Raw genomic sequence first — 17,624 nt, forward strand, 5'->3', positions numbered from 1 at the left:
TTCAGCTGCCGCGCCGGCGCAACTGATGCGCCAGTAGTTTCTCGATCGCCTCATCGAGATCGTGCGGGGTCGGGACCTCCGCAGAGGGGGTGTGTCCGGCCGCCACGATCTCATCCCGCACTTCCAGCAATGCCTTGAGACACGACACGTCCGCCGTCAGCAGGATGCCCTGCGCCAGGGTTGACGCGTCGGTGTCCATCGCCTCGGCGCTCAGCGCGACGCTGTGCATGTATCCGCCGCGACACGAGCGGACCAGGATGTGTCCGCTCGGGTGAACGGTGTCGAAGGCGGGGTTGGCGTCCGTCATCGACCGCCGTCGGCGACGCCGCCGAGGTTGCGCGCCGCTTGGTGTTCGTGCTGGTCCCACGCCGTCGCGGTGATCCTGAGGTTGCGCGCCATCTCGGCATGGTCATCGGCCTGCTGCTCATAGCACTGTCGCCTCAGCTCGAGCAGTTCGCGTCCCGCATCGCGAAGCTCGCCGAAGATCGGCCCCAGCGAGTCCAGGCTCTCCTGGATCGCAGGATGCGACGACGGCACGGTCCGCAGATAGTCGGAGACCTGCTCGTGATGCGCAGCTGCTTCACGCAAATGCGTGGGCATCACATGGACTTGATCTGCCATCGGTTGTCTCCTAGTCGTGCGCCGAGGGTGGGACCGGCGGGCTCACTATTGTGCCCTGGCCAACCCCACCGGCGTAGCCGCCGGCCGGGTCGGTGTCGGTGGTTCGGTCTGCGCCGGCGCTGTACCCGGTGCCTGAGTAGCCGGCTCCGGCGGATGCTCCCAGCCTAGAAAGCTGGGTCCGCTCACCGTGGAGATGTGCTGTATCTGACCGTCCATGATCGCCTTGCTGTGGCCGAGCGCAAGCGCGTGGCGATCGGTGAACATGCCGACGTCTCCCGGTGTGACTTGCGACGGCTCGATCGGCTGGGCAACCGGCGTGCCGGGCGGGGGAATCGTAATGCCCTGCTGGCGAAAGGCCTCGGGAATCGGAACGCCAGCGGCTGCGGCCTTGATGGCCGCTGCCAACTGCGGACTGGCAGCCGTGACCGTTTCGCCGTCGGGCAGCGTCACCGATGTCGGACCCGCCGCTTCGGGATCCGCCGATGAGGCGTCCTTGTGTTCGCCGTCTTTGTCGTGTGGGTTGTCGTGGAGGTCGCCGGGACCGTCACGGTCTGTCGGTTTGGACGGCGCGTTCCTGTCGTCGTCGAGTTCTCGTAGCTCCGGATCGATTCCGCTGCCCCTTGACGCGCCGGCCAGCGGCAGTCCGCCCGGCAGCCCCAAACCCGGCATGGCGGTCGGCACTGCGCCGCCGGGCGTCGCTGCTCCGCCAAGGTTCGGAATGCCCGGTATCGCGGAACTCATCGGGATTCCCGGCGCTGGTGGGGCCGTCGCGACACCCGACGGCGGTGAATCCGCGTCCGGCAAGCCGGGATCGTCGGCCAGCAGCGCATCCAGGTACGGTTCCGAGCCCTCGTCGGTGAGGCCACCCGTGGGCGTGGGTGCGGTCGTGGGCGGCCGCCCCTCGCCCGCACCGCTGGATCCAGCCGTGGATGCGTTGTACAGCGATGTCCACGCAGCCATCAATGCGGACTTCGACGTATCGTCGAGGCTCGCATCAGCGACCACTGACCGGATGTCGCGCAGCTTGCCGATGAGGAACCGCTGAAAGTCGCGAGCACCCGCGGGAGTATCCAGATCCGATCGTCCTCGAAGCGCTGCCTCGATCTCTTGCTGCAACTTGGTCAGCGCCGCCCGGCCGTCGACGGTTTTGAGGTGGGCATTCAGGATCGCCGAAACCACTTGCAGATCGAGTTGGGAACTGGCCGAATTCTGATGTGCCAGAGCGGCTTCGGCCCGCGCTATGGCTTCGGCGGCGTCGCTGTCGGGTCGATCCGCCGGCGGTCCGGCCGCTGGCGCACCCGTCCCGACATTGAACAGCTCTGGATGCTGGCGGCGGACCTTGCCCAAAATCGCTTCGAGTTGCTCCGGACTGGTGAAGGGGATGACGACAGCCTTCACCTCGTCCGTCGTCAAGCCGGTCTTCCATGCTTCCGGGTCGCCGGTGGCCGCCCGGACACGTGCCAGCGCTGCGACTAGATCTCCCCATGTCGACATCGGTCAGACCAAGCGCGTTGTCGCCGGTTGTGGGTGCCGTCGCGAGCCCTCCATGCGGCGTCACAGTACGCAGGCGGCTGGACTGCGACAATTCACCTTCCGCAGTTGGCGCAAGAATTTCGCAAGTGGTCGGCAGTAACCTACGGCCGACGCCAGCGAGGAACCACGATGCACACCATCCGCACCATAAAACCAATTCTCGAAAGAGCCCTGCTGTCAACCGGTGTGGTGCTGTTGGGCTTTGGGTTGACCGGGGGCACAGCCGACGCCAGATCTGGTCCGGTACCCCTGGGCGCCTGGCCCGGCTGCCCGGAAGACCACCCGGCAGGGCCGTGTCACTGGTGCCCAGGAGATCCTCCGGTGCAGACCGGCAATCTTCGGGTGAACCCGGTGATTTGGGACAACAACGTCTGCCACACCTACTGGTACGTGTACTTCGGGCAGGGCAATGTTGCGCAGAACATCTTTGAGGGAGAAGTTCCGCCGCCACCGCCTCCGCCGCCGCCCCCGGGTCTCATCAACAAAGACAACTGCCGGTTCATCCTCGGAAACTTCTGTCCGCGTGCATAAACGCGTGATTGGTCACTGACGTCGATTACGCCAAGGAAATGCGGGCGGCTAGGGCCCGTTAAGACGCCCCGGCTGCATATTGATCTCGCAGTTCTTGCAGCACAGCGCTTTTCGCCTGAGCGAGTTCGCGGGCGTGCGCCACGACCGCTGCGATCTCCCGTTCTTTCGCGACCAGGAACCGTTGAAACTCGCGGGCGCCCAATGGGGTGTCGACGGCGGACTGGTCTGACACGGCGCGCTCGATTTCCGCTGCGATCGCATCGAGTCGACGGACGCTCTCGCGCATCTCGGCATGAGCGCTGCCAATTGCCTCCGTCAGAAACCGGTCGGCGTCGGTGATGGCATTGTGCCGGCTCGCCAGGCCCGCCTGTTTTGCCTGTATCGCGGCTATCGAAGGTTCAGCCTGCTCCGCCATGCTTCAACCTCCTCAAACCGGCCGACGAATCTGCACGTAATTGCCCAACCGGCTGATCCGCACCGATGCACCCGAGTAAGGCGCTTCGACGACCAGATTGTGGCCGATCGCCATCTGCACGTGTCCGGCGTGCGGAAAGACGAGATCGCCAGGCCGTACTTGCGCGCGCGGCACCGGAATTCCGTCGTTGATCTGTTGATACGTGGTGCGGTCCAAGCGGATTCCCGCTTGGGCGTAGGCCCATTGGACCAAACCCGAGCAGTCGAATTGGTTGGGCCCGGTCGCGCCCCAGACATACGGGCGGCCCAGCCGCGACAGCGCGGCGCGTACCGCGACTGCGGCCCGACCGCTCGCCGACGGCAGCCGCAACCCGGCGCCGCGATAGTGCGACAGCCGGTACCGCAGCGCCCGCAACGCCGCCGCATGCCGCCGCGCTCGCCAGCGTGCCGCCAGCACGTGCCCGCGCTGAGCCCGCAGCCGCGCCACCCGACGCCGTATCGCCTCACGCTGGGCCATCGGGGTGGCAGCGACGGTGGCGGCATCGGCGCGGGCGTCATCGAGGACAACCTTCGTCAGCTCGTGTGCCCGCATCCGGTCCCGGTGAGCCCCGGCCAGCACAGCGGTGATGCCACCATCCGTCCGTGCCGACGACAGCACAGCCTCCCGGCTCCTGTGCACCGCCAGCCGATAATTCCCTTGTGCCGCACCGGCATTCACTCCGGCGACTCGTTGCAGCAGGTCCGCGTAATGTCCGGTGCCGGCATCCACCGCGATGTGTCGCGTGCCGCCGGCGAACAGTTGGTGGGCCCGGCTCAATTCGTCGATCTCACTCTGAACCACTGGTTCCCCCAGCCTCGATGGCATCGGTGAACGCCCGGACGCGGGGGAGTGCACCGGGCGGGATGGCTCCCCGGTTTCGGATGTCCCACACTTCGTCACCGCCGACGCCCAGCAGTGCGGCGATGATGGTCTCCGGCAACGCCGACCGCGCGCACGCGCGATCGAACCGCGCGCTCAAACTGGTGGGCATCCGCTCCAAGAGCGCGCTGCGCGTCGACTCGAGCTGCTGCAGGTGTTCCATCAGCCGGCCGGTCGAGTCGGCACCGGCATTCACCGCCACCCGCCAGGAGCTGGCCGCCAGTAGTTCGGCCTTCACACACTGCGCGATCACAGAGAGAATATACGTCTCATATTCGTTTGATGTTGACGCCGGCAGTCGAGCGATCACCGATCTGATGGCATCGAGCTGGGCTTCGGCGTAACCTTCGAGCACTTCTGTGTCGCTCTTGCGGTCCACGACGACCGTGTTAGGACCCCTTGCGGCGAGCGGCTCGGGTGGCTGTGCGGCGATGAGCCGCGCCAACTCAGCATCAGGATCGGCGGCCACCAGCAGCCGTGAGTAGGTGCCCGGAGGCAAACCAAGTCCGTTTTCCACCTTTTGAACAGTGCTTTTGTGAGGTTTGCGGGCGCCGCGCTCTAGATAGCTAAGGCCCATGATGCTGACGCCGGTCGCGGCCGCCAGGTCCGCCAGCGACAAGTCGCGTGACTCGCGCAGCGCTCGTAGCGCCGCGCCGGCCGATTCACGGCCCATCGCACGCTCCGGCCACAGACCGGATATTACACAACCGACCAGTCCGCCATGTAGATATACGTTTCTGTCACGTTTCTCTTGCAATCCCTCCCGGTCCGTGTATACGCTTTCGCCTACGTTTCGCTTCTGACAAGGAGATCAACATGGGACATCCGTGCGCGGTCAACCCGGAACTATGGTTCGGCTACCCAGATGACGACTGTGGAGACGGCGCGGCGAAGGCTCGCGCATACGAGCGCTCAGCCACCGAGGCGCGGATCCAATGCCTACGCCGCTGCCCGCTGGCCCAGCAGCGGCTGTGCGCCCAGCGTGCGATCAAGCATCGCGAAGAGTACGGCGTCTGGGCCGGGGTGAAACTTCCCGGCGGTCAATACCGCAAACGTGAGCAGCTGGCCCGCGCCCACGACGTTTTGCGGCGCATCGCCGCCGGCGAGATCAACGCCAGAGAGCTGCCCGAAAACGCGGCGCTGCTCGCCCGCCGCGAACGCGATGCCGTTCCGGCGGCCGCGGTGGTGGTGCACCTGCCGGCGGTACGAGTGGGCCCGCGGCCCGCGGCCTGACGAAGTGGTACGCCGCGCCAGTTTGCTGACCGATCCGACGGGGTAGCCGCGCATGCATGACGTTCGACCTGACGCCGACGGCAGCGCAGCACGACCTCGCCCGGCGCACCCACGAGTTCTCCGAAGATTGCATACGCCCGGTCGCCCTCGAGTATGACCAGCGGCAGGAGTTCCCGTGGCCCGTGCTGGAGGAAGCTGCCCAGCGCGGGTTTTACAGCCCGCTGTTCTACCGCGATCTGATCGGTGACCCGACCGGCATTTCGTTGCCAATGTTCATGGAGGAGCTGTTTTGGGGTTGCGCCGGCATCGGTCTGGCCATTGTCATGCCGGCGTTGGCGTTGTCGGCGATCGGTCAGGCCGCATCACCTGAGCAGATGCTGGAATGGGCACCCGAATGCTTCGGAACGCCAGGCGATCTCAAGCTCGCGGCGCTGGCCATCTCGGAACCCGAAGGCGGCAGCGACGTGCGCAATCTGCGCACCACAGCCCGCCGCGACGGCGACGACTGGATCATCGACGGGCACAAGATGTGGATCGGCAACGGCGGGATCGCCAACGTGCACGTCGTCAACGCGGTCGTCGATCAGGAACTCGGCCACCGCGGTCAGGCGCTGTTCGTGGTGCCCGGCGGCACGCCCGGACTGGAACTGGTGCGCAAACTGGACAAGCTGGGCTGCCGCGCGTCGCACACTGCCGAGTTGCGGTTCGACGGCGTTCGGGTTCCGGGAGCGAATTTGCTTGGCGGACAGGAGAAGCTCGACGCCAAACTTGCGAAGGCCCGCGAAGTGGTGGCCGGCGGCCAGCGCTCCGGCTCGGCGACGCTGGGCACCTTCGAGCAGACACGTCCGATGGTCGCCGCCCAGGCGATCGGGATCGCCCGCGCCGCACTGGAATACGCGACGGCCTATGCCACCGAACGGGAGGCGTTCGGCGGTCCGATCATCGACAACCAGGGCATTGCGTTTCCCCTGGCGGAGCTGGCCACCCAGATCGATGCCGCCCGGTTGCTGACGTGGCGCGCCTCTTGGATGGCGGCCAACGGAGTGCCGTTCGAGCGAGGGGAGGGCTCGATGTCCAAGCTCGCTGCCAGCGAGGTCGCCGTCAAGGCCACCGAACGCGCCATCCAGACCATGGGCGGCTGGGGTTACATCACCGACCACCCGGTGGAGAAGTGGTATCGGGATGCCAAGCTGTACACCATCTTTGAAGGCACCAGCGAGATTCAGCGCATGGTTATCTCCAACGCGCTGGGAGCATCGGTGGATACGCCGCCGCTGCATGTGGTGCTCGAGCCCTCCGGCGGACCTCTGAACCGGATGTTCGGTCGTGGCACCCCGTTGCGATCACGCGCTGCCGATGCCGCGCTGTCGATGCAAGATCGGGTTCCCGAGCCCGTCATGCGCTTGGCGATGAAGGTACTGCGGCCGCCGGGGAGGTAACGACCCGAAAAGAGGTAGCGTCGGGCTGGTGAGCAACCTCGAGGCGGCGCCGGTCGAAGTGGCTTGCTCCGCGTCCCGCGCCGCGGGTATCGAGGTGCTGCAGCCACGTGAGGTTCCACTGGGCGGCCCGCGTGCGATCCCGGTGCAACGCACGCTGCCGCAGCGTCAGCGCTCGCTGGTCGGTGCCTGGTGCTTCGTCGACCACTACGGTCCCGTCTCGGCGAGGATGGACGTTCCGCCTCATCCCCACACCGGGCTGCAAACGGTCAGTTGGTTGTTCAGTGGGGAAGTGGAGCATCGCGACAGCGGCGGCGTCCATGCGATGGTGCGGCCCGGCGAGCTGAACCTGATGACGGCGGGAGCGGGCATCTGCCACTCCGAAGTCTCGGCGCGATCGGATTCCGGCACGGTGCTGCACGGCGCGCAGCTGTGGGTGGCGCTACCGGAGGCCGCTCGCGACACCGGACGGGACTTCGCTCACTATGTGCCCGCGCCCATTTCGTTGCCGAATGCGGCCGCGCGGGTATTCCTCGGGGAGCTGGCGGGCAGCCGTTCGCCGGTGCCGACGTTTACACCGCTGCTGGGCGCCCAGATCGACCTCGCCCCGCGCGCTCGGTTGGACATCGACATCGACCCCGCATTTGAACACGGCGTGCTGTGCGACGTGGGTGAGGTAGAGATGGGCGGAACTGCTCTGGCGGTCGCCGAGCTCGGGTACCAAGGGCCGGGCAACTCTGTCCTGCCGCTGCGCAACGCCGGGGAGCAGCCCGCGCGGGTGCTGTTGCTCGGCGGCACACCGTTCACCGAAGAGCTGGTGATGTGGTGGAACTTCGTGGGTCGCAGCCATGACGACATCGTCAGCTATCGCCAACTGTGGGAGGACGCCGACGAACGCTTCGGCGCCGTCTCCGGGTACCAGGGCGCGGTCGCCAGGCTGCCCGCCCCGCCGATGCCGACCACCCGGCTGCGGCCAAGACCGATACCGAACAGGAGGGAATCCGAATGACTGCGGACAAGACGGGCGCCGAAACCACGGTGAGCACCGAGGACGGGCGCTACACCATTGCCGTGGAGGGCAAAACCGTCGGGCTGGCCGAATTTGCCGATCGGGGCAATCAGCGCGTCTTCCACCACACCGAGACCGATCCCGCATACGGAGGACGAGGATTGGCGACAATTCTTGTCGAGCATGCGCTGAAAGCGACGCGCGAGGCGGGCAAGCGCATCGTCCCGCTGTGCTCCATGGTCGTCACGGTGTTGAAGAAGCATCCCGAATACGACGACATCACCGATCCCGTCACGGTCGACATCCAGCAGTGGGCGCAGACCTTGCCGTAGTCGCATCGCGGTTTCCGCGTGGCTCAGCCCTCTTCGTCTTCACTCGTGCGCGGACGCGACGCGTCCCCACCCCCGAACAGCGGCCGGCGTACCTGCTGGTGCCCGTAAACGCCTTCGGCATAGGCGGTTTCGGCGTGCTGGGTCAGGTCGACTCCGCTGACCTCGTCTTCGGTGCTGACCCGGAAACCCATGAAGCGCTCGATCACCATGGCCAGTAGGTAGCTCACCACGAAGGCGTAGACACCGACCACCACCATCGCCAGTGCCTGCTTGCCGAGTTGGCCAAGGCCGCCGCCATAGAACAGGCCGTTCGCGCCGTGGGTCATCACGGCGGTAGCGAGCAGTCCGATCAACAGCACGCCGACGACTCCGCCGACGAAGTGCACGCCCACCACGTCAAGTGAGTCGTCGTAGTTGAGTCTGAACTTCACCGCGACCGCGAATGAGCACACGATTCCGGCCATCAGTCCGACGACGGCGGCGCCCAACGTGTTCACCGTGCCGCACGACGGCGTGATCGCCACCAGCCCGGCGACCACTCCTGAGGCCGCGCCGAACGTCGTCGGCTTGCCGTCCCGGATCCGTTCCACCGCAAGCCATCCCAGCATGCCCAGGCAGCCGGCAACCAAGGTGTTGAGGAAGATCGCGGAGGCCAGCCCGCTGGCGGCCAGCGCCGAACCGGCGTTGAACCCGAACCAGCCGAACCACAGCAGTCCGACACCGAGCAGGACGAACGGCAGGTTGTGCGGTCGCATGGCCTCCACCTTGAAGCCGATACGCGGACCGAGCACCAGCGCCAAGGCGAGCGCGGAGGAACCCGAGACGATCTCGACGACCAGTCCCCCCGCGTAGTCGAGCACCCCCATCTTGGACAGCCAGCCGGTGGGCGCCCAGACCCAGTGCGCCACAACGGAATACACCACCACCGCCCAGATGGGCACGAAGACCATCCAGGCCGCGAACCTGGCGCGGTCGGCGATCGCGCCGCTGACCAGGGCCACGGTGATGATCGCGAACGTCAACTGAAAGGTGGCATACAGCAGCTCCGGTACCTGGCCGTGCAAGGTCTCCGGGCCGATGCCCCGCATCCCGGCGTGCGCAAGTCCGCCGAGAAATCCGCCGGCGCCGCCGTCGGAGAACGCCAGGCTGTATCCGACCAGCAGCCACGCCACCGTGACCAGCGGTATGGAGATGAAGCTCATCATGATCATGTTGAGCACGCCGCTGGTGCGCACCATGCCCCCGTAGAAGATGGCCAACCCGGGCGTCATCAGCAGCACCAGCGCGGTACTGGCCAGCAACCACGCGGTAGCGGCGGGATCAATGTTCAACGTTGCGCCTCTCTCGATAATCGTCGATGAGAATATCGGCGCAATTTTGCAGACGAGCGGCAGACCGGCTGGGCGCCGGTACGCCGTGAATTAAGTGGACCGCCGGGCCATGTCGACCAATCGGTGGGCGATCTTGGCGACCGTGTCCAGCTCCCCGGTCGCCACCGCGATCACCAACTCGAACTTCTCGTCCTCGGACGCAGCGATGGTGTAGCCGTTGTAGCCGTAGAACAGCCGCATGGCGACCCAGCCCAGCCGCTTGTTGCCATCGACGAGGGCGCGGTTTTTGACCAACGACTCGAGTAGCGCGGCGGCCTTCTCGTGGATCGTTTGATAGGCATCCTGTCCGAACACCGAGGTCGGCGGCCGGGCAAGTGCGGATTCGAGCAGGCCGTAATCGCGGACCTGTGGTGGGCGTCCAAGATAGGCCGCAGCCGCGGCCAGCAGGTCATCGAGATCGAGGTACTCGCTGCTCATGCATCCGCAAGGCGCTCGAGCAGCCCGGCATCCTCGTCAACGATCTGGGCCAGCAGGGCGGCGCGGCGTGCCTCGCGGTTGTCGAGGTATTGATCGACGGCCTTGAGGGCAACGGCCTGCATCGACAGACCCTCCCGAGCAGCAGCATCGCGCAGCCGCGCAGCCTGGCTTTCGCTCAGTCGCAGTGTCATCGCCATGAGAAGCAACGGTATCGCGTGATACCTGCAGATACCACCGTTTGTATCGGAAGGTCATATAGTGGTGAACCTCGGCCGGAAGGACCCGCGGCATTTGGCTGTGCGAGGAAAGCGTCTGCAAGAGTGCGCTCACAACCACTAGCGAGACCTCGTTGACACGACGTGCTGATGCAAGCCATTGCAGACCTTGTCAGATGCGCAAAACAAGCGCTAACCTGCGCTTTTACCGGTGGGCGAAGGGGGACTTGAACCCCCACGTCCCGAAGGACACTGGCACCTGAAGCCAGCGCGTCTGCCATTCCGCCACTCGCCCGAAACAACCGCAGGACCATATCACTCTAGTGGTATCGCGCGCCCAGCCGCTCACGGGCTGGTGAGCTGGGTCGGTGCTTCTTAAAGGGATTGTGAATACCCGCTACGCGATTCTCAGGATTCTCACGGTGCCGAACGGTCGCACTGTCCCGATACCATGCATGGGTGATCCAGCACGCAGGCGAGTCGTTTGCCTTGCGGTTGCGATATGCCCGGGTATATGGGTGCGGGCGCTGAAAGATGGGTAGCCAAAGAGGGCTCGCTCAGCGCATCGAGCGCAAACTTGAAGCAACCGTAGGAGACGCGTTTGCCCGGATGTTCGGTGGATCGATCGTCCCGCAAGAGGTCGAAGCCCTGTTGCGCCGTGAAGCAGCCGACGGCGTCCGCCCGCTCCAGGGAAATCGCCCGTTGGCGCCCAACGAATACATCATTACCCTCAGTGTGCACGACTTTGAGAAGGTGAGCGGCGATCCGGATCTCACGACGCGCGCTTTCGCTAGGTACTTGGCGGACTATATCCATGAACAGGGGTGGCAAACGTATGGTGATGTGGTCGTCCGGTTCGAGCCGTCGGCGAACCTGCATACCGGCCAGTTCCGCGCCCGCGGTGCTGTCAACCCCGACGTCGAGCCCCGCCCGACGGTCACCGATTCCGCCCGACCACAATCAGATCAAGCGTTTGGCGCAGAACCAGGAGTACCACCAATGACCGACAATTCGAGCTACCGCGGGGGTCAGGCGCAGGGGCGACCCGGCGACGAGTATTACGACGACCGCTACGGCCGTCCGCAAGACGGCCCGGATCCCCAGGGTGCACACGAGCCGCGCGGCGGATATCCGCCGGAACAAGGTGGCTATCCGCCCCAGCAGGGGTATCCGCCGCCCCGCCACGAGCAGGGTGGCTATCCCGGCCAAGGCGGCTACCCGGACCAAGGCGGCTACGGCCAGCAGGGCGGCTACGGGCAGCAGGGTGGCTACGGCGGCCAAGGCGGCTACCCCAGCCAGGGCGGCTACCCGGACCAAGGCGGCTATGGCGGCCAGGGCGGTCAGGGTGGCTATCAAGACCAGGGCGGCTACCAACCCGCGCCGCCGTCGTATGAGCAACAGCCTCCTACCGGCTATGGCGGCGGACAGGGCGGACAGGGCTATGAACAGGGCTACCGTCAGGACGCAGGCGGCTACGCCCCGCCGCAAGGCGGCGGCCAGCCCGGCTACGGCGACTACGGGCGCCATCAGGACGAGGGCGGCTACGGCTCGGGGGCCTCAGCGCCGGCCGAACAGCGGCCCGGGTACCCCGACCACGGTTTCGGATACGACCAGGGTTACCAGCAGGGCGGCGGCTACGGCCAACAGGACTACGGCCAACAGGACTACGGGCAACAGGACTACGGGCAGCAAGACTACGGGCAACAAAGCTATGGCCAGCAGGACTACGGCCATCAGGAGTACGGCCAGCAGGACTACGGCCAGCAGGATTACGGCCAGCAGGATTACGGGCAGCAAGACTACGGCCAACAGGACGCTTTCACTCGCTACGCCGACGCCCCTCCCGGTGCGGGGTACGCCCCTCCCGGCGGCGACTACGGCGAGCCCGCCCGCAGTGACTACGACTACGGTCAGTCGGCCGGGGCCGCGGACTACGGCCAGCCGGCCGGAGGGTACGGCGGCGGCTACGGTCAAGGCGGCTACGGGGCTCCGGCCGCGTCGGTCACCCTGCAGCTGGATGACGGCAGCGGGCGGACGTACCAGCTGCGCGAGGGTTCCAACATCGTGGGTCGCGGACAGGACGCTCAGTTCCGGCTACCCGACACAGGCGTGTCGCGCAGGCATCTGGAAATCCGGTGGGACGGGCAGGTCGCACTGCTGTCCGACCTCAACTCCACCAATGGCACCACCGTCAACAACGCACCGGTACAGGAGTGGCAGTTGGCCGATGGCGATGTGATCCGTTTGGGCCACTCCGAGATCATCGTCCGCATTCACTGACTCGCCGGGGCACAGCCGCCGGGCTTCGCCCCCGCGTCGACCACTGTCCAAGTATCGTGACGTTGCCGAAGTGCTCGGTGCCACGGATGCGGGGGATACGGCGCCAGGACGGAAAGGACGCCAGATGCAGGGATTAGTACTGCAGCTGACGCGCGCCGGATTTTTGATGTTGCTATGGGTGTTCATCTGGTCCGTACTGCGGATCTTGAAGACCGACATCTACGCACCTACCGGCGCTGTCATGGTGCGCCGCGGCCTGACCTTGCGCAGCACGCTGCTGCCGTCGCGCCAGCACCGACATGCAGCGCGCTATCTGGTGGTCACCGAGGGGGCGCTGGCCGGCGCGCGCATCACGCTGAGCGGGCAGCCGGTGTTGATCGGGCGCGCTGACGACTCCACCTTGGTGCTGACCGACGACTACGCCTCCACGCGGCACGCCCGGCTTTCTCAACGCGGTTCGGAATGGTATGTCGAGGATCTAGGATCGACGAACGGCACCTACCTCGACAGGGCGAAGGTGACGACTGCGGTACGAGTCCCAATCGGAACGCCGGTTCGGATCGGCAAGACAGCAATCGAGTTGCGCCCGTGACACTGGTCCTGCGATACGCCGCCCGCAGTGATCGCGGCCTGGTACGCGCCAACAACGAAGACTCCGTCTACGCCGGCGCACGCCTCCTGGCCCTGGCCGACGGCATGGGCGGCCACGCGGCCGGTGAAGTGGCCTCCCAATTGGTGATCGCCGCACTGGCGCACCTCGACGACGACGAGCCCGGCGGGGACCTGCTGGGCAAGCTTGATGCGGCGGTACGCGCCGGCAACTCGGCCATTGCCGCGCAGGTCGAGATGGAACCCGATCTCGAGGGCATGGGCACCACGCTCACCGCAATCCTGTTCGCCGGCAACCGGCTCGGGCTGGTGCACATCGGCGACTCCCGCGGCTATCTCTTGCGCGACGGCGAGCTGACCCAGATCACCAAGGACGACACCTTCGTCCAAACCCTGGTGGACGAGGGCCGGATCACCGCCGAGGAAGCGCACAGCCACCCGCAACGCTCGCTGATCATGCGCGCCCTGACCGGTCACGAGGTCGAGCCCACTCTCACCATGCGAGAAGCGCGCGCCGGTGACCGTTACCTGCTGTGCTCGGACGGGCTGTCCGACCCGGTGAGCGACGAGACCATCCTTGAAGCGCTGCAGATCCCGGACGTCGCCGAAAGTGCTTATCGCCTCATCGAATTGGCGCTTCGCGGCGGTGGCCCGGACAACGTGACCGTGGTGGTCGCCGACGTCGTCGACGACGAATACGGCCAGACTCAGCCGATTCTCGCCGGAGCCGTATCCGGCGAAGACGAGCACGCGACGCTGCCCAACACGGCCGCCGGCCGCGCTTCGGCCATCGGCCCGCGTAAAGAGACCGCCAAACGCGTAACCCCGCCAGCCGAACCACCGCGTCGGTCGCGGTGGACGAGGTGGCGACTGCCGATCATCGTCGCGCTGCTCACCCTGGTGCTGGTCGCCGGTCTGTTCGTCGGGTGGATGTTCATCCAGCAGAACTACTACGTCGCCGAACACAACGGCAATGTGACGATCATGCGCGGTATTCAGGGCGGGTTCTTGGGCATTTCCTCGAACGACCCGTACTCCGTAGTGTGCGCGAACGGCAGCAACCAGCCGTCCTTCATCCCGTACGGCTCCAAGAGCCGCTCCGACTGCCAAGTGGTGGCCCTCAAAGATCTGCGCCGTCCCGGCCAAGAGCAGGTGCAGAACAAAAAGCTTCCGGGCGGCAATCTGGGCGACACCGAAAGGCAGTTGAAGGAGTTGCTGGCGGCCAACCTGCTGCCACTCTGCCAACGGCACGGACTATCACCTGAGCCCTCGGAACCGCAGCCCAGTGGTTCGGAAACGACGACGCCCGCCACCTCGACCGCCGGCCCGCCGCCCAGTTCGACCAGCACCCGTCCCTCCGGCGCAGCCACGACGACGACCCAGCCCAGCACTGCCCCGTCACCGGTGAGCACAACCCCGGGACCGCCGCCTTCTAAGCCGGGCGTCGACTGCCGGGAATCCGGATGACGACGCAAGTCCAGCCGCCGGTGGCGGTAACGCCTCCGTTGCCGACTCGGCGCAACGCCGAACTGCTACTGCTGTGCTTCGCCGCGGTGATCACCGTCGCCGCGCTGCTCATCGTGGAGGCCAATCAGGAGCGCGGCCTGCGGTGGGACCTGGCCGGCTACGGGCTGGCCTTTCTGACGGTCTTCGGGTGTGCGCATCTGGCCATCCGACGGTCGGCCCCCTACACCGACCCGCTTCTGCTGCCGACGGTCGCGCTGCTCAACGGGCTCGGCCTGGTGATGATCCACCGGCTGGACCTGGCCGACAAATCGTCCCACGCTCACCGTCATCCCGGGGCCACTCAGCAAATGCTGTGGACTGTGGTCGGCGTGGGCGCCTTCGCGCTGGTGGTCACCGTCCTGAAGGACCACCGGCAGCTCGCGCGGTACGGCTACCTGTACGGACTCACCGGTCTGGTGCTGTTGGCGATCCCCGCGCTGCTGCCTGCGTCGCTGTCGGAACAGAACGGCGCGAAGATCTGGATTCAGTTCCCAGGCTTCTCGATTCAGCCCGCCGAATTCTCCAAAATTCTGCTGCTGATCTTCTTCTCGGCGGTGCTGGTGGCCAAGCGCGGGTTGTTCACCAGTGCCGGCAAGCACGTGATGGGGATGACCGTGCCGCGCCCACGCGACCTCGCCCCGCTGCTGGCGGCGTGGGTGATCTCGATCGGCGTGATGGTCTTCGAAAAGGACCTCGGCACTTCGCTGTTGCTCTACGCGTCTTTTCTGGTGGTGGTGTATCTGGCCACCCAACGCTTCAGCTGGGTCGTCATCGGGCTGGCGCTATTCGCCATGGGAAGCGTTGCGGCGTATTACATTTTCAACCACGTCCGGGTTCGCGTGCAGATGTGGTTGGATCCCTTCTCCGATCCCGACGGCAGCGGCTATCAGATCGTGCAGTCACTGTTCAGCTTTGCTACCGGCGGCATTTTCGGGACCGGGCTGGGTAACGGTCAGCCCGACACCGTGCCGGCCGCCTCGACCGATTTCATCATCGCCGCATTCGGCGAAGAGCTTGGCCTGGTCGGATTGGCCAGTCTGTTGATGCTGTACACCATCGTCATCGTCCGGGGCATGCGTACGGCGATCGCCACCCGCGACAGCTTCGGCAAGCTGCTGGCCGCCGGCCTGGCGTCGACGCTGGCCATTCAGCTGTTCATCGTGGTCGGTGGGGTCACCCAGCTCATTCCGCTGACCGGGCTGACGACGCCCTGGCTGTCATACGGCGGGTCGTCGTTGTTGGCCAACTACGTGCTGCTGGCCATCCTGGCCCGCATATCGCACGGCGCCCGGCGTCCCTTGCGCACCCGCCCACGCAGCAAGACGACAGCACCGATCGCCAAGGCCACCACCGAGGTGATCCAGAAGGTATGAACACCTCTCTCCGCCGGATCTCGGTGACCGTGATGGCGTTGATCGTCCTGTTGTTGCTCAACGCAACGTATACGCAGGTGTTCACCGCCGACGGGCTGCGTGCCGACCCCCGCAATCAGCGCGTCCTGCTTGACGAGTACTCGCGGCAGCGCGGCCAGATCACCGCGGGCGGTCAGCTGCTGGCGTTTTCGGCGGCCACCGACAACCGCTACCGGTTTTTACGGAAATACCCCAACCCGGAGGTGTACGCACCGGTCACCGGCTTCTACTCACTGCGCTACTCGAGCTCCGGCCTGGAAAGGGCCGAGGACGCGCTGTTGAACGGCTCCGACCAGCGGCTGTTCGGCCGTCGGCTCGCCGACTTCTTCACCGGCCGCGACCCGCGCGGCGGCAACGTCGAAACCACGCTCAACCCGCGGGTGCAGCAGGCCGCCTGGGATGCCATGCAGCAGGGCTGCGGCGGTCCGTGCAAGGGAGCGGTCGTCGCCCTGGAACCGGCGACCGGAAAGATTCTGGCGCTGGTGTCGTCGCCGTCCTATGACCCCAACCAGCTGGCCTCGCACGATCCCGGCGAGCAGTCGCGGGCCTGGCAGCAGCTTCGGGACAATCCGGACTCGCCGATGAGCAACCGCGCCATCTCCGAGACGTATCCGCCGGGTTCCACGTTCAAGGTGATCACGACCGCGGCTGCGCTGCAGGCCGGCGTCAAAGAGGACCAGCAGTTGACGGCGGCGGCCAAGATCCAGCTGCCCGACAGCAAGGCCTGGCTGGAGAACTACGGCGGCACCCCGTGCGGCAGCGGCGAGACCGTCTCGTTGAGCCAGGCATTCGCCCTGTCCTGCAACACCGCGTTCGTCGATCTAGGTCTCAGCGTCGGCGCCGATGCGCTGCGCAGCATGGCGCGTTCGTTCGGCATGGACAGCATTCCGAGTGTGATCCCGCTGCAAGTCGTCCAGTCGACGACTGGGCCGGTCACTGACCGCGCGGCACTGGCGATGTCGAGCATCGGGCAGAAGGACGTCGCACTGACGCCGCTGGAAAACGCGGAAATCGCCGCGGCCATCGCAAATGCCGGGGTGATGATGCAGCCATACCTGGTCGATAGCCTCAAGGGGCCGGACCTGGCCAATATCAGTACGACCGCCCCATACCGGCAGCGCCAAGCGGTGTCGCCGCAGGTCGCCGCTAAGCTGACAGAGCTGATGGTCGGCGCCGAGAAGGCCGCACAACAGAAGGGGGCCATTCCCGGCGTGCAGATCGCTTCGAAGACCGGTACCGCAGAGCACGGCGCCGATCCCCGTCATACTCCACCGCATGCGTGGTACATCGCCTTCGGGCCCGCGCAGCAGGCGAAGGTTGCGGTGGCGGTGCTGGTGGAGGACGGCGGCGATCGCCTGTCCGCGACCGGCGGTGCGCTTGCGGCGCCCATCGGGCGGGCCGTGATCGCGGCCGCACTGCAGGGGGGACCATGAGTCCACGAGTTGGCGTGACCCTGTCCGGCAGGTACCGCCTGCAGCGCCTCATCGCCACCGGCGGCATGGGGCAAGTCTGGGAGGCGGTCGACAGCCGGCTGGGCCGACGCGTCGCGGTCAAAGTGCTCAAAGCGGAGTTCTCCCAGGATCCCGAGTTCATCGAACGGTTCCGCGCTGAGGCGCGGACCACGGCGATGCTCAACCATCCGGGGATCGCCCAGGTCCACGACTACGGCGAGAGCCAGATGAACGGCGAGGGCCGTACCGCCTACCTGGTCATGGAGCTGGTCAACGGCGAACCGCTGAACTCGGTGCTCAAGCGAACCGGCCGGC

Annotated in this window: 19 protein-coding genes, 1 tRNA gene and 1 pseudogene; 11 read left to right on the forward strand and 10 right to left on the reverse strand. The window is 66.2% G+C overall.

The window, feature by feature from the left end:
- Position 1 precedes the first annotated feature (1 nt).
- The 3 genes from A5791_RS10585 to A5791_RS10595 are packed head-to-tail and all read right to left on the reverse strand — an operon-like array spanning position 2 to position 2,115.
- Positions 2–307, reverse strand: coding sequence for a DUF2694 family protein (locus A5791_RS10585; RefSeq protein ID WP_067235178.1), 306 nt, complete (start codon positions 305–307; stop codon positions 2–4).
- Positions 304–621, reverse strand: a complete 318-nt coding sequence (locus tag A5791_RS10590; protein WP_067235181.1) for an ESX-1 secretion-associated protein — start codon at positions 619–621, stop codon at positions 304–306. The genes A5791_RS10585 and A5791_RS10590 overlap by 4 nt, the downstream gene beginning before the upstream one ends.
- 45 nt (positions 622–666) lie before the next feature.
- On the reverse strand, positions 667–2,115 hold the full coding sequence (locus A5791_RS10595) for a DUF4226 domain-containing protein (protein ID WP_067235184.1): 1,449 nt from the start codon (positions 2,113–2,115) through the stop codon (positions 667–669).
- Positions 2,116–2,475: 360 nt separating this feature from the next.
- On the opposite strand from A5791_RS10595, the gene A5791_RS10600 reads away from it, so the two are divergent.
- Positions 2,476–2,685 carry a hypothetical protein gene (locus A5791_RS10600; protein ID WP_067235189.1) on the forward strand — a complete coding sequence of 70 codons (210 nt, stop codon included), beginning with the start codon at positions 2,476–2,478 and terminating at the stop codon, positions 2,683–2,685.
- Positions 2,686–2,743: 58 nt separating this feature from the next.
- Here the strand turns inward: A5791_RS10600 and A5791_RS10605 are convergent, their stop codons facing one another.
- The 3 genes from A5791_RS10605 to A5791_RS10615 are packed head-to-tail and all read right to left on the reverse strand — an operon-like array spanning position 2,744 to position 4,691.
- Positions 2,744–3,100: a DUF4226 domain-containing protein gene (locus A5791_RS10605; RefSeq protein WP_067235192.1), complete on the reverse strand. Its 357-nt coding sequence runs from the start codon at positions 3,098–3,100 to the stop codon at positions 2,744–2,746.
- A 12-nt stretch (positions 3,101–3,112) separates the two neighbouring features.
- Positions 3,113–3,940, reverse strand: coding sequence for a C40 family peptidase (locus A5791_RS10610; protein WP_156661126.1), 828 nt, complete (start codon positions 3,938–3,940; stop codon positions 3,113–3,115).
- Complete coding sequence (locus A5791_RS10615; protein ID WP_067235199.1) at positions 3,927–4,691, reverse strand: helix-turn-helix domain-containing protein; 765 nt, start codon at positions 4,689–4,691, stop codon at positions 3,927–3,929. Before A5791_RS10615 ends, A5791_RS10610 begins: the two co-directional genes overlap by 14 nt.
- Before the next feature lie 143 nt (positions 4,692–4,834).
- On the opposite strand from A5791_RS10615, the gene A5791_RS10620 reads away from it, so the two are divergent.
- Genes A5791_RS10620 through A5791_RS10635 form a run of 4 tightly spaced genes read left to right on the forward strand, consistent with a single transcriptional unit; the run spans position 4,835 to position 8,028 of the window.
- A complete protein-coding gene (locus A5791_RS10620) occupies positions 4,835–5,251 on the forward strand; it encodes a WhiB family transcriptional regulator (protein ID WP_067235202.1) in 417 nt (138 codons plus the stop codon).
- 56 nt (positions 5,252–5,307) lie between these two features.
- Entirely contained in the window at positions 5,308–6,690 is a 1,383-nt protein-coding gene (locus A5791_RS10625; protein WP_067235206.1) for an acyl-CoA dehydrogenase family protein, read from the forward strand.
- A gap of 28 nt (positions 6,691–6,718) precedes the next feature.
- Positions 6,719–7,696 carry a pirin family protein gene (locus A5791_RS10630; RefSeq protein ID WP_067235209.1) on the forward strand — a complete coding sequence of 326 codons (978 nt, stop codon included), beginning with the start codon at positions 6,719–6,721 and terminating at the stop codon, positions 7,694–7,696.
- A complete protein-coding gene (locus A5791_RS10635) occupies positions 7,693–8,028 on the forward strand; it encodes a GNAT family N-acetyltransferase (protein WP_067235213.1) in 336 nt (111 codons plus the stop codon). The genes A5791_RS10630 and A5791_RS10635 overlap by 4 nt, the downstream gene beginning before the upstream one ends.
- 23 nt (positions 8,029–8,051) lie before the next feature.
- Here A5791_RS10635 and A5791_RS10640 read toward each other — a convergent pair whose 3' ends face one another.
- The 4 genes from A5791_RS10640 to A5791_RS10655 form a co-directional block, all read right to left on the reverse strand.
- The gene (locus A5791_RS10640; RefSeq protein WP_067235216.1) at positions 8,052–9,359 is read right to left on the reverse strand and encodes an ammonium transporter; all 1,308 of its coding nucleotides are present in this window, start codon (positions 9,357–9,359) and stop codon (positions 8,052–8,054) included.
- 90 nt (positions 9,360–9,449) lie between these two features.
- Entirely contained in the window at positions 9,450–9,836 is a 387-nt protein-coding gene (locus tag A5791_RS10645; protein ID WP_067235218.1) for a type II toxin-antitoxin system death-on-curing family toxin, read from the reverse strand.
- Positions 9,833–10,033, reverse strand: a complete 201-nt coding sequence (locus A5791_RS10650; RefSeq protein WP_067235220.1) for a hypothetical protein — start codon at positions 10,031–10,033, stop codon at positions 9,833–9,835. Before A5791_RS10650 ends, A5791_RS10645 begins: the two co-directional genes overlap by 4 nt.
- 230 nt (positions 10,034–10,263) lie before the next feature.
- Positions 10,264–10,346 (reverse strand) — tRNA-Leu (locus tag A5791_RS10655).
- 239 nt (positions 10,347–10,585) lie between these two features.
- Between A5791_RS10655 and A5791_RS10660 the strand changes: the two genes are divergently transcribed.
- The 6 genes and pseudogenes from A5791_RS10660 to pknA all read left to right on the forward strand — a co-directional run.
- Positions 10,586–12,331 (forward strand): DUF3662 and FHA domain-containing protein, encoded by a 1,746-nt coding sequence (locus tag A5791_RS10660; RefSeq protein WP_067235223.1) that lies wholly within the window; start codon positions 10,586–10,588, stop codon positions 12,329–12,331.
- A gap of 124 nt (positions 12,332–12,455) precedes the next feature.
- On the forward strand, positions 12,456–12,923 hold the full coding sequence (locus tag A5791_RS10665) for an FHA domain-containing protein (RefSeq protein ID WP_067235225.1): 468 nt from the start codon (positions 12,456–12,458) through the stop codon (positions 12,921–12,923).
- Positions 12,920–14,407, forward strand: coding sequence for a PP2C family serine/threonine-protein phosphatase (locus tag A5791_RS10670; RefSeq protein WP_067235229.1), 1,488 nt, complete (start codon positions 12,920–12,922; stop codon positions 14,405–14,407). The genes A5791_RS10665 and A5791_RS10670 overlap by 4 nt, the downstream gene beginning before the upstream one ends.
- Positions 14,404–15,819 (forward strand): FtsW/RodA/SpoVE family cell cycle protein, encoded by a 1,416-nt coding sequence (locus A5791_RS10675; protein WP_067235236.1) that lies wholly within the window; start codon positions 14,404–14,406, stop codon positions 15,817–15,819. The genes A5791_RS10670 and A5791_RS10675 overlap by 4 nt, the downstream gene beginning before the upstream one ends.
- Positions 15,816–17,291 carry a D,D-transpeptidase PbpA gene (gene pbpA / locus A5791_RS10680; protein ID WP_067235240.1) on the forward strand — a complete coding sequence of 492 codons (1,476 nt, stop codon included), beginning with the start codon at positions 15,816–15,818 and terminating at the stop codon, positions 17,289–17,291. Before A5791_RS10675 ends, pbpA begins: the two co-directional genes overlap by 4 nt.
- Positions 17,288–17,624 (forward strand): annotated as a pseudogene (gene pknA, locus A5791_RS10685) (serine/threonine protein kinase PknA); the annotation flags it as partial. The gene pbpA and the pseudogene pknA, both read left to right, overlap by 4 nt.

Source organism: Mycobacterium sp. 852002-51163_SCH5372311 (assembly GCF_001667115.1).
In the GTDB taxonomy this organism is placed as follows: Bacteria; Actinomycetota; Actinomycetes; order Mycobacteriales; family Mycobacteriaceae; genus Mycobacterium.

Coding starts and splice junctions, on each gene's coding strand:
- A5791_RS10585 (WP_067235178.1), bottom strand. CDS start 307: ATGACGGACGCCAACCCCGCCTTCGACACCGTTCACCCGAGCGGACAC.
- A5791_RS10590 (WP_067235181.1), bottom strand. CDS start 621: ATGGCAGATCAAGTCCATGTGATGCCCACGCATTTGCGTGAAGCAGCT.
- A5791_RS10595 (WP_067235184.1), bottom strand. CDS start 2,115: ATGTCGACATGGGGAGATCTAGTCGCAGCGCTGGCACGTGTCCGGGCG.
- A5791_RS10605 (WP_067235192.1), bottom strand. CDS start 3,100: ATGGCGGAGCAGGCTGAACCTTCGATAGCCGCGATACAGGCAAAACAG.
- A5791_RS10615 (WP_067235199.1), bottom strand. CDS start 4,691: ATGGGCCGTGAATCGGCCGGCGCGGCGCTACGAGCGCTGCGCGAGTCA.
- A5791_RS10620 (WP_067235202.1), top strand. CDS start 4,835: ATGGGACATCCGTGCGCGGTCAACCCGGAACTATGGTTCGGCTACCCA.
- A5791_RS10625 (WP_067235206.1), top strand. CDS start 5,308: ATGACGTTCGACCTGACGCCGACGGCAGCGCAGCACGACCTCGCCCGG.
- A5791_RS10635 (WP_067235213.1), top strand. CDS start 7,693: ATGACTGCGGACAAGACGGGCGCCGAAACCACGGTGAGCACCGAGGAC.
- A5791_RS10645 (WP_067235218.1), bottom strand. CDS start 9,836: ATGAGCAGCGAGTACCTCGATCTCGATGACCTGCTGGCCGCGGCTGCG.
- A5791_RS10650 (WP_067235220.1), bottom strand. CDS start 10,033: ATGGCGATGACACTGCGACTGAGCGAAAGCCAGGCTGCGCGGCTGCGC.
- A5791_RS10660 (WP_067235223.1), top strand. CDS start 10,586: ATGGGTAGCCAAAGAGGGCTCGCTCAGCGCATCGAGCGCAAACTTGAA.
- A5791_RS10665 (WP_067235225.1), top strand. CDS start 12,456: ATGCAGGGATTAGTACTGCAGCTGACGCGCGCCGGATTTTTGATGTTG.
- A5791_RS10675 (WP_067235236.1), top strand. CDS start 14,404: ATGACGACGCAAGTCCAGCCGCCGGTGGCGGTAACGCCTCCGTTGCCG.
- pbpA (WP_067235240.1), top strand. CDS start 15,816: ATGAACACCTCTCTCCGCCGGATCTCGGTGACCGTGATGGCGTTGATC.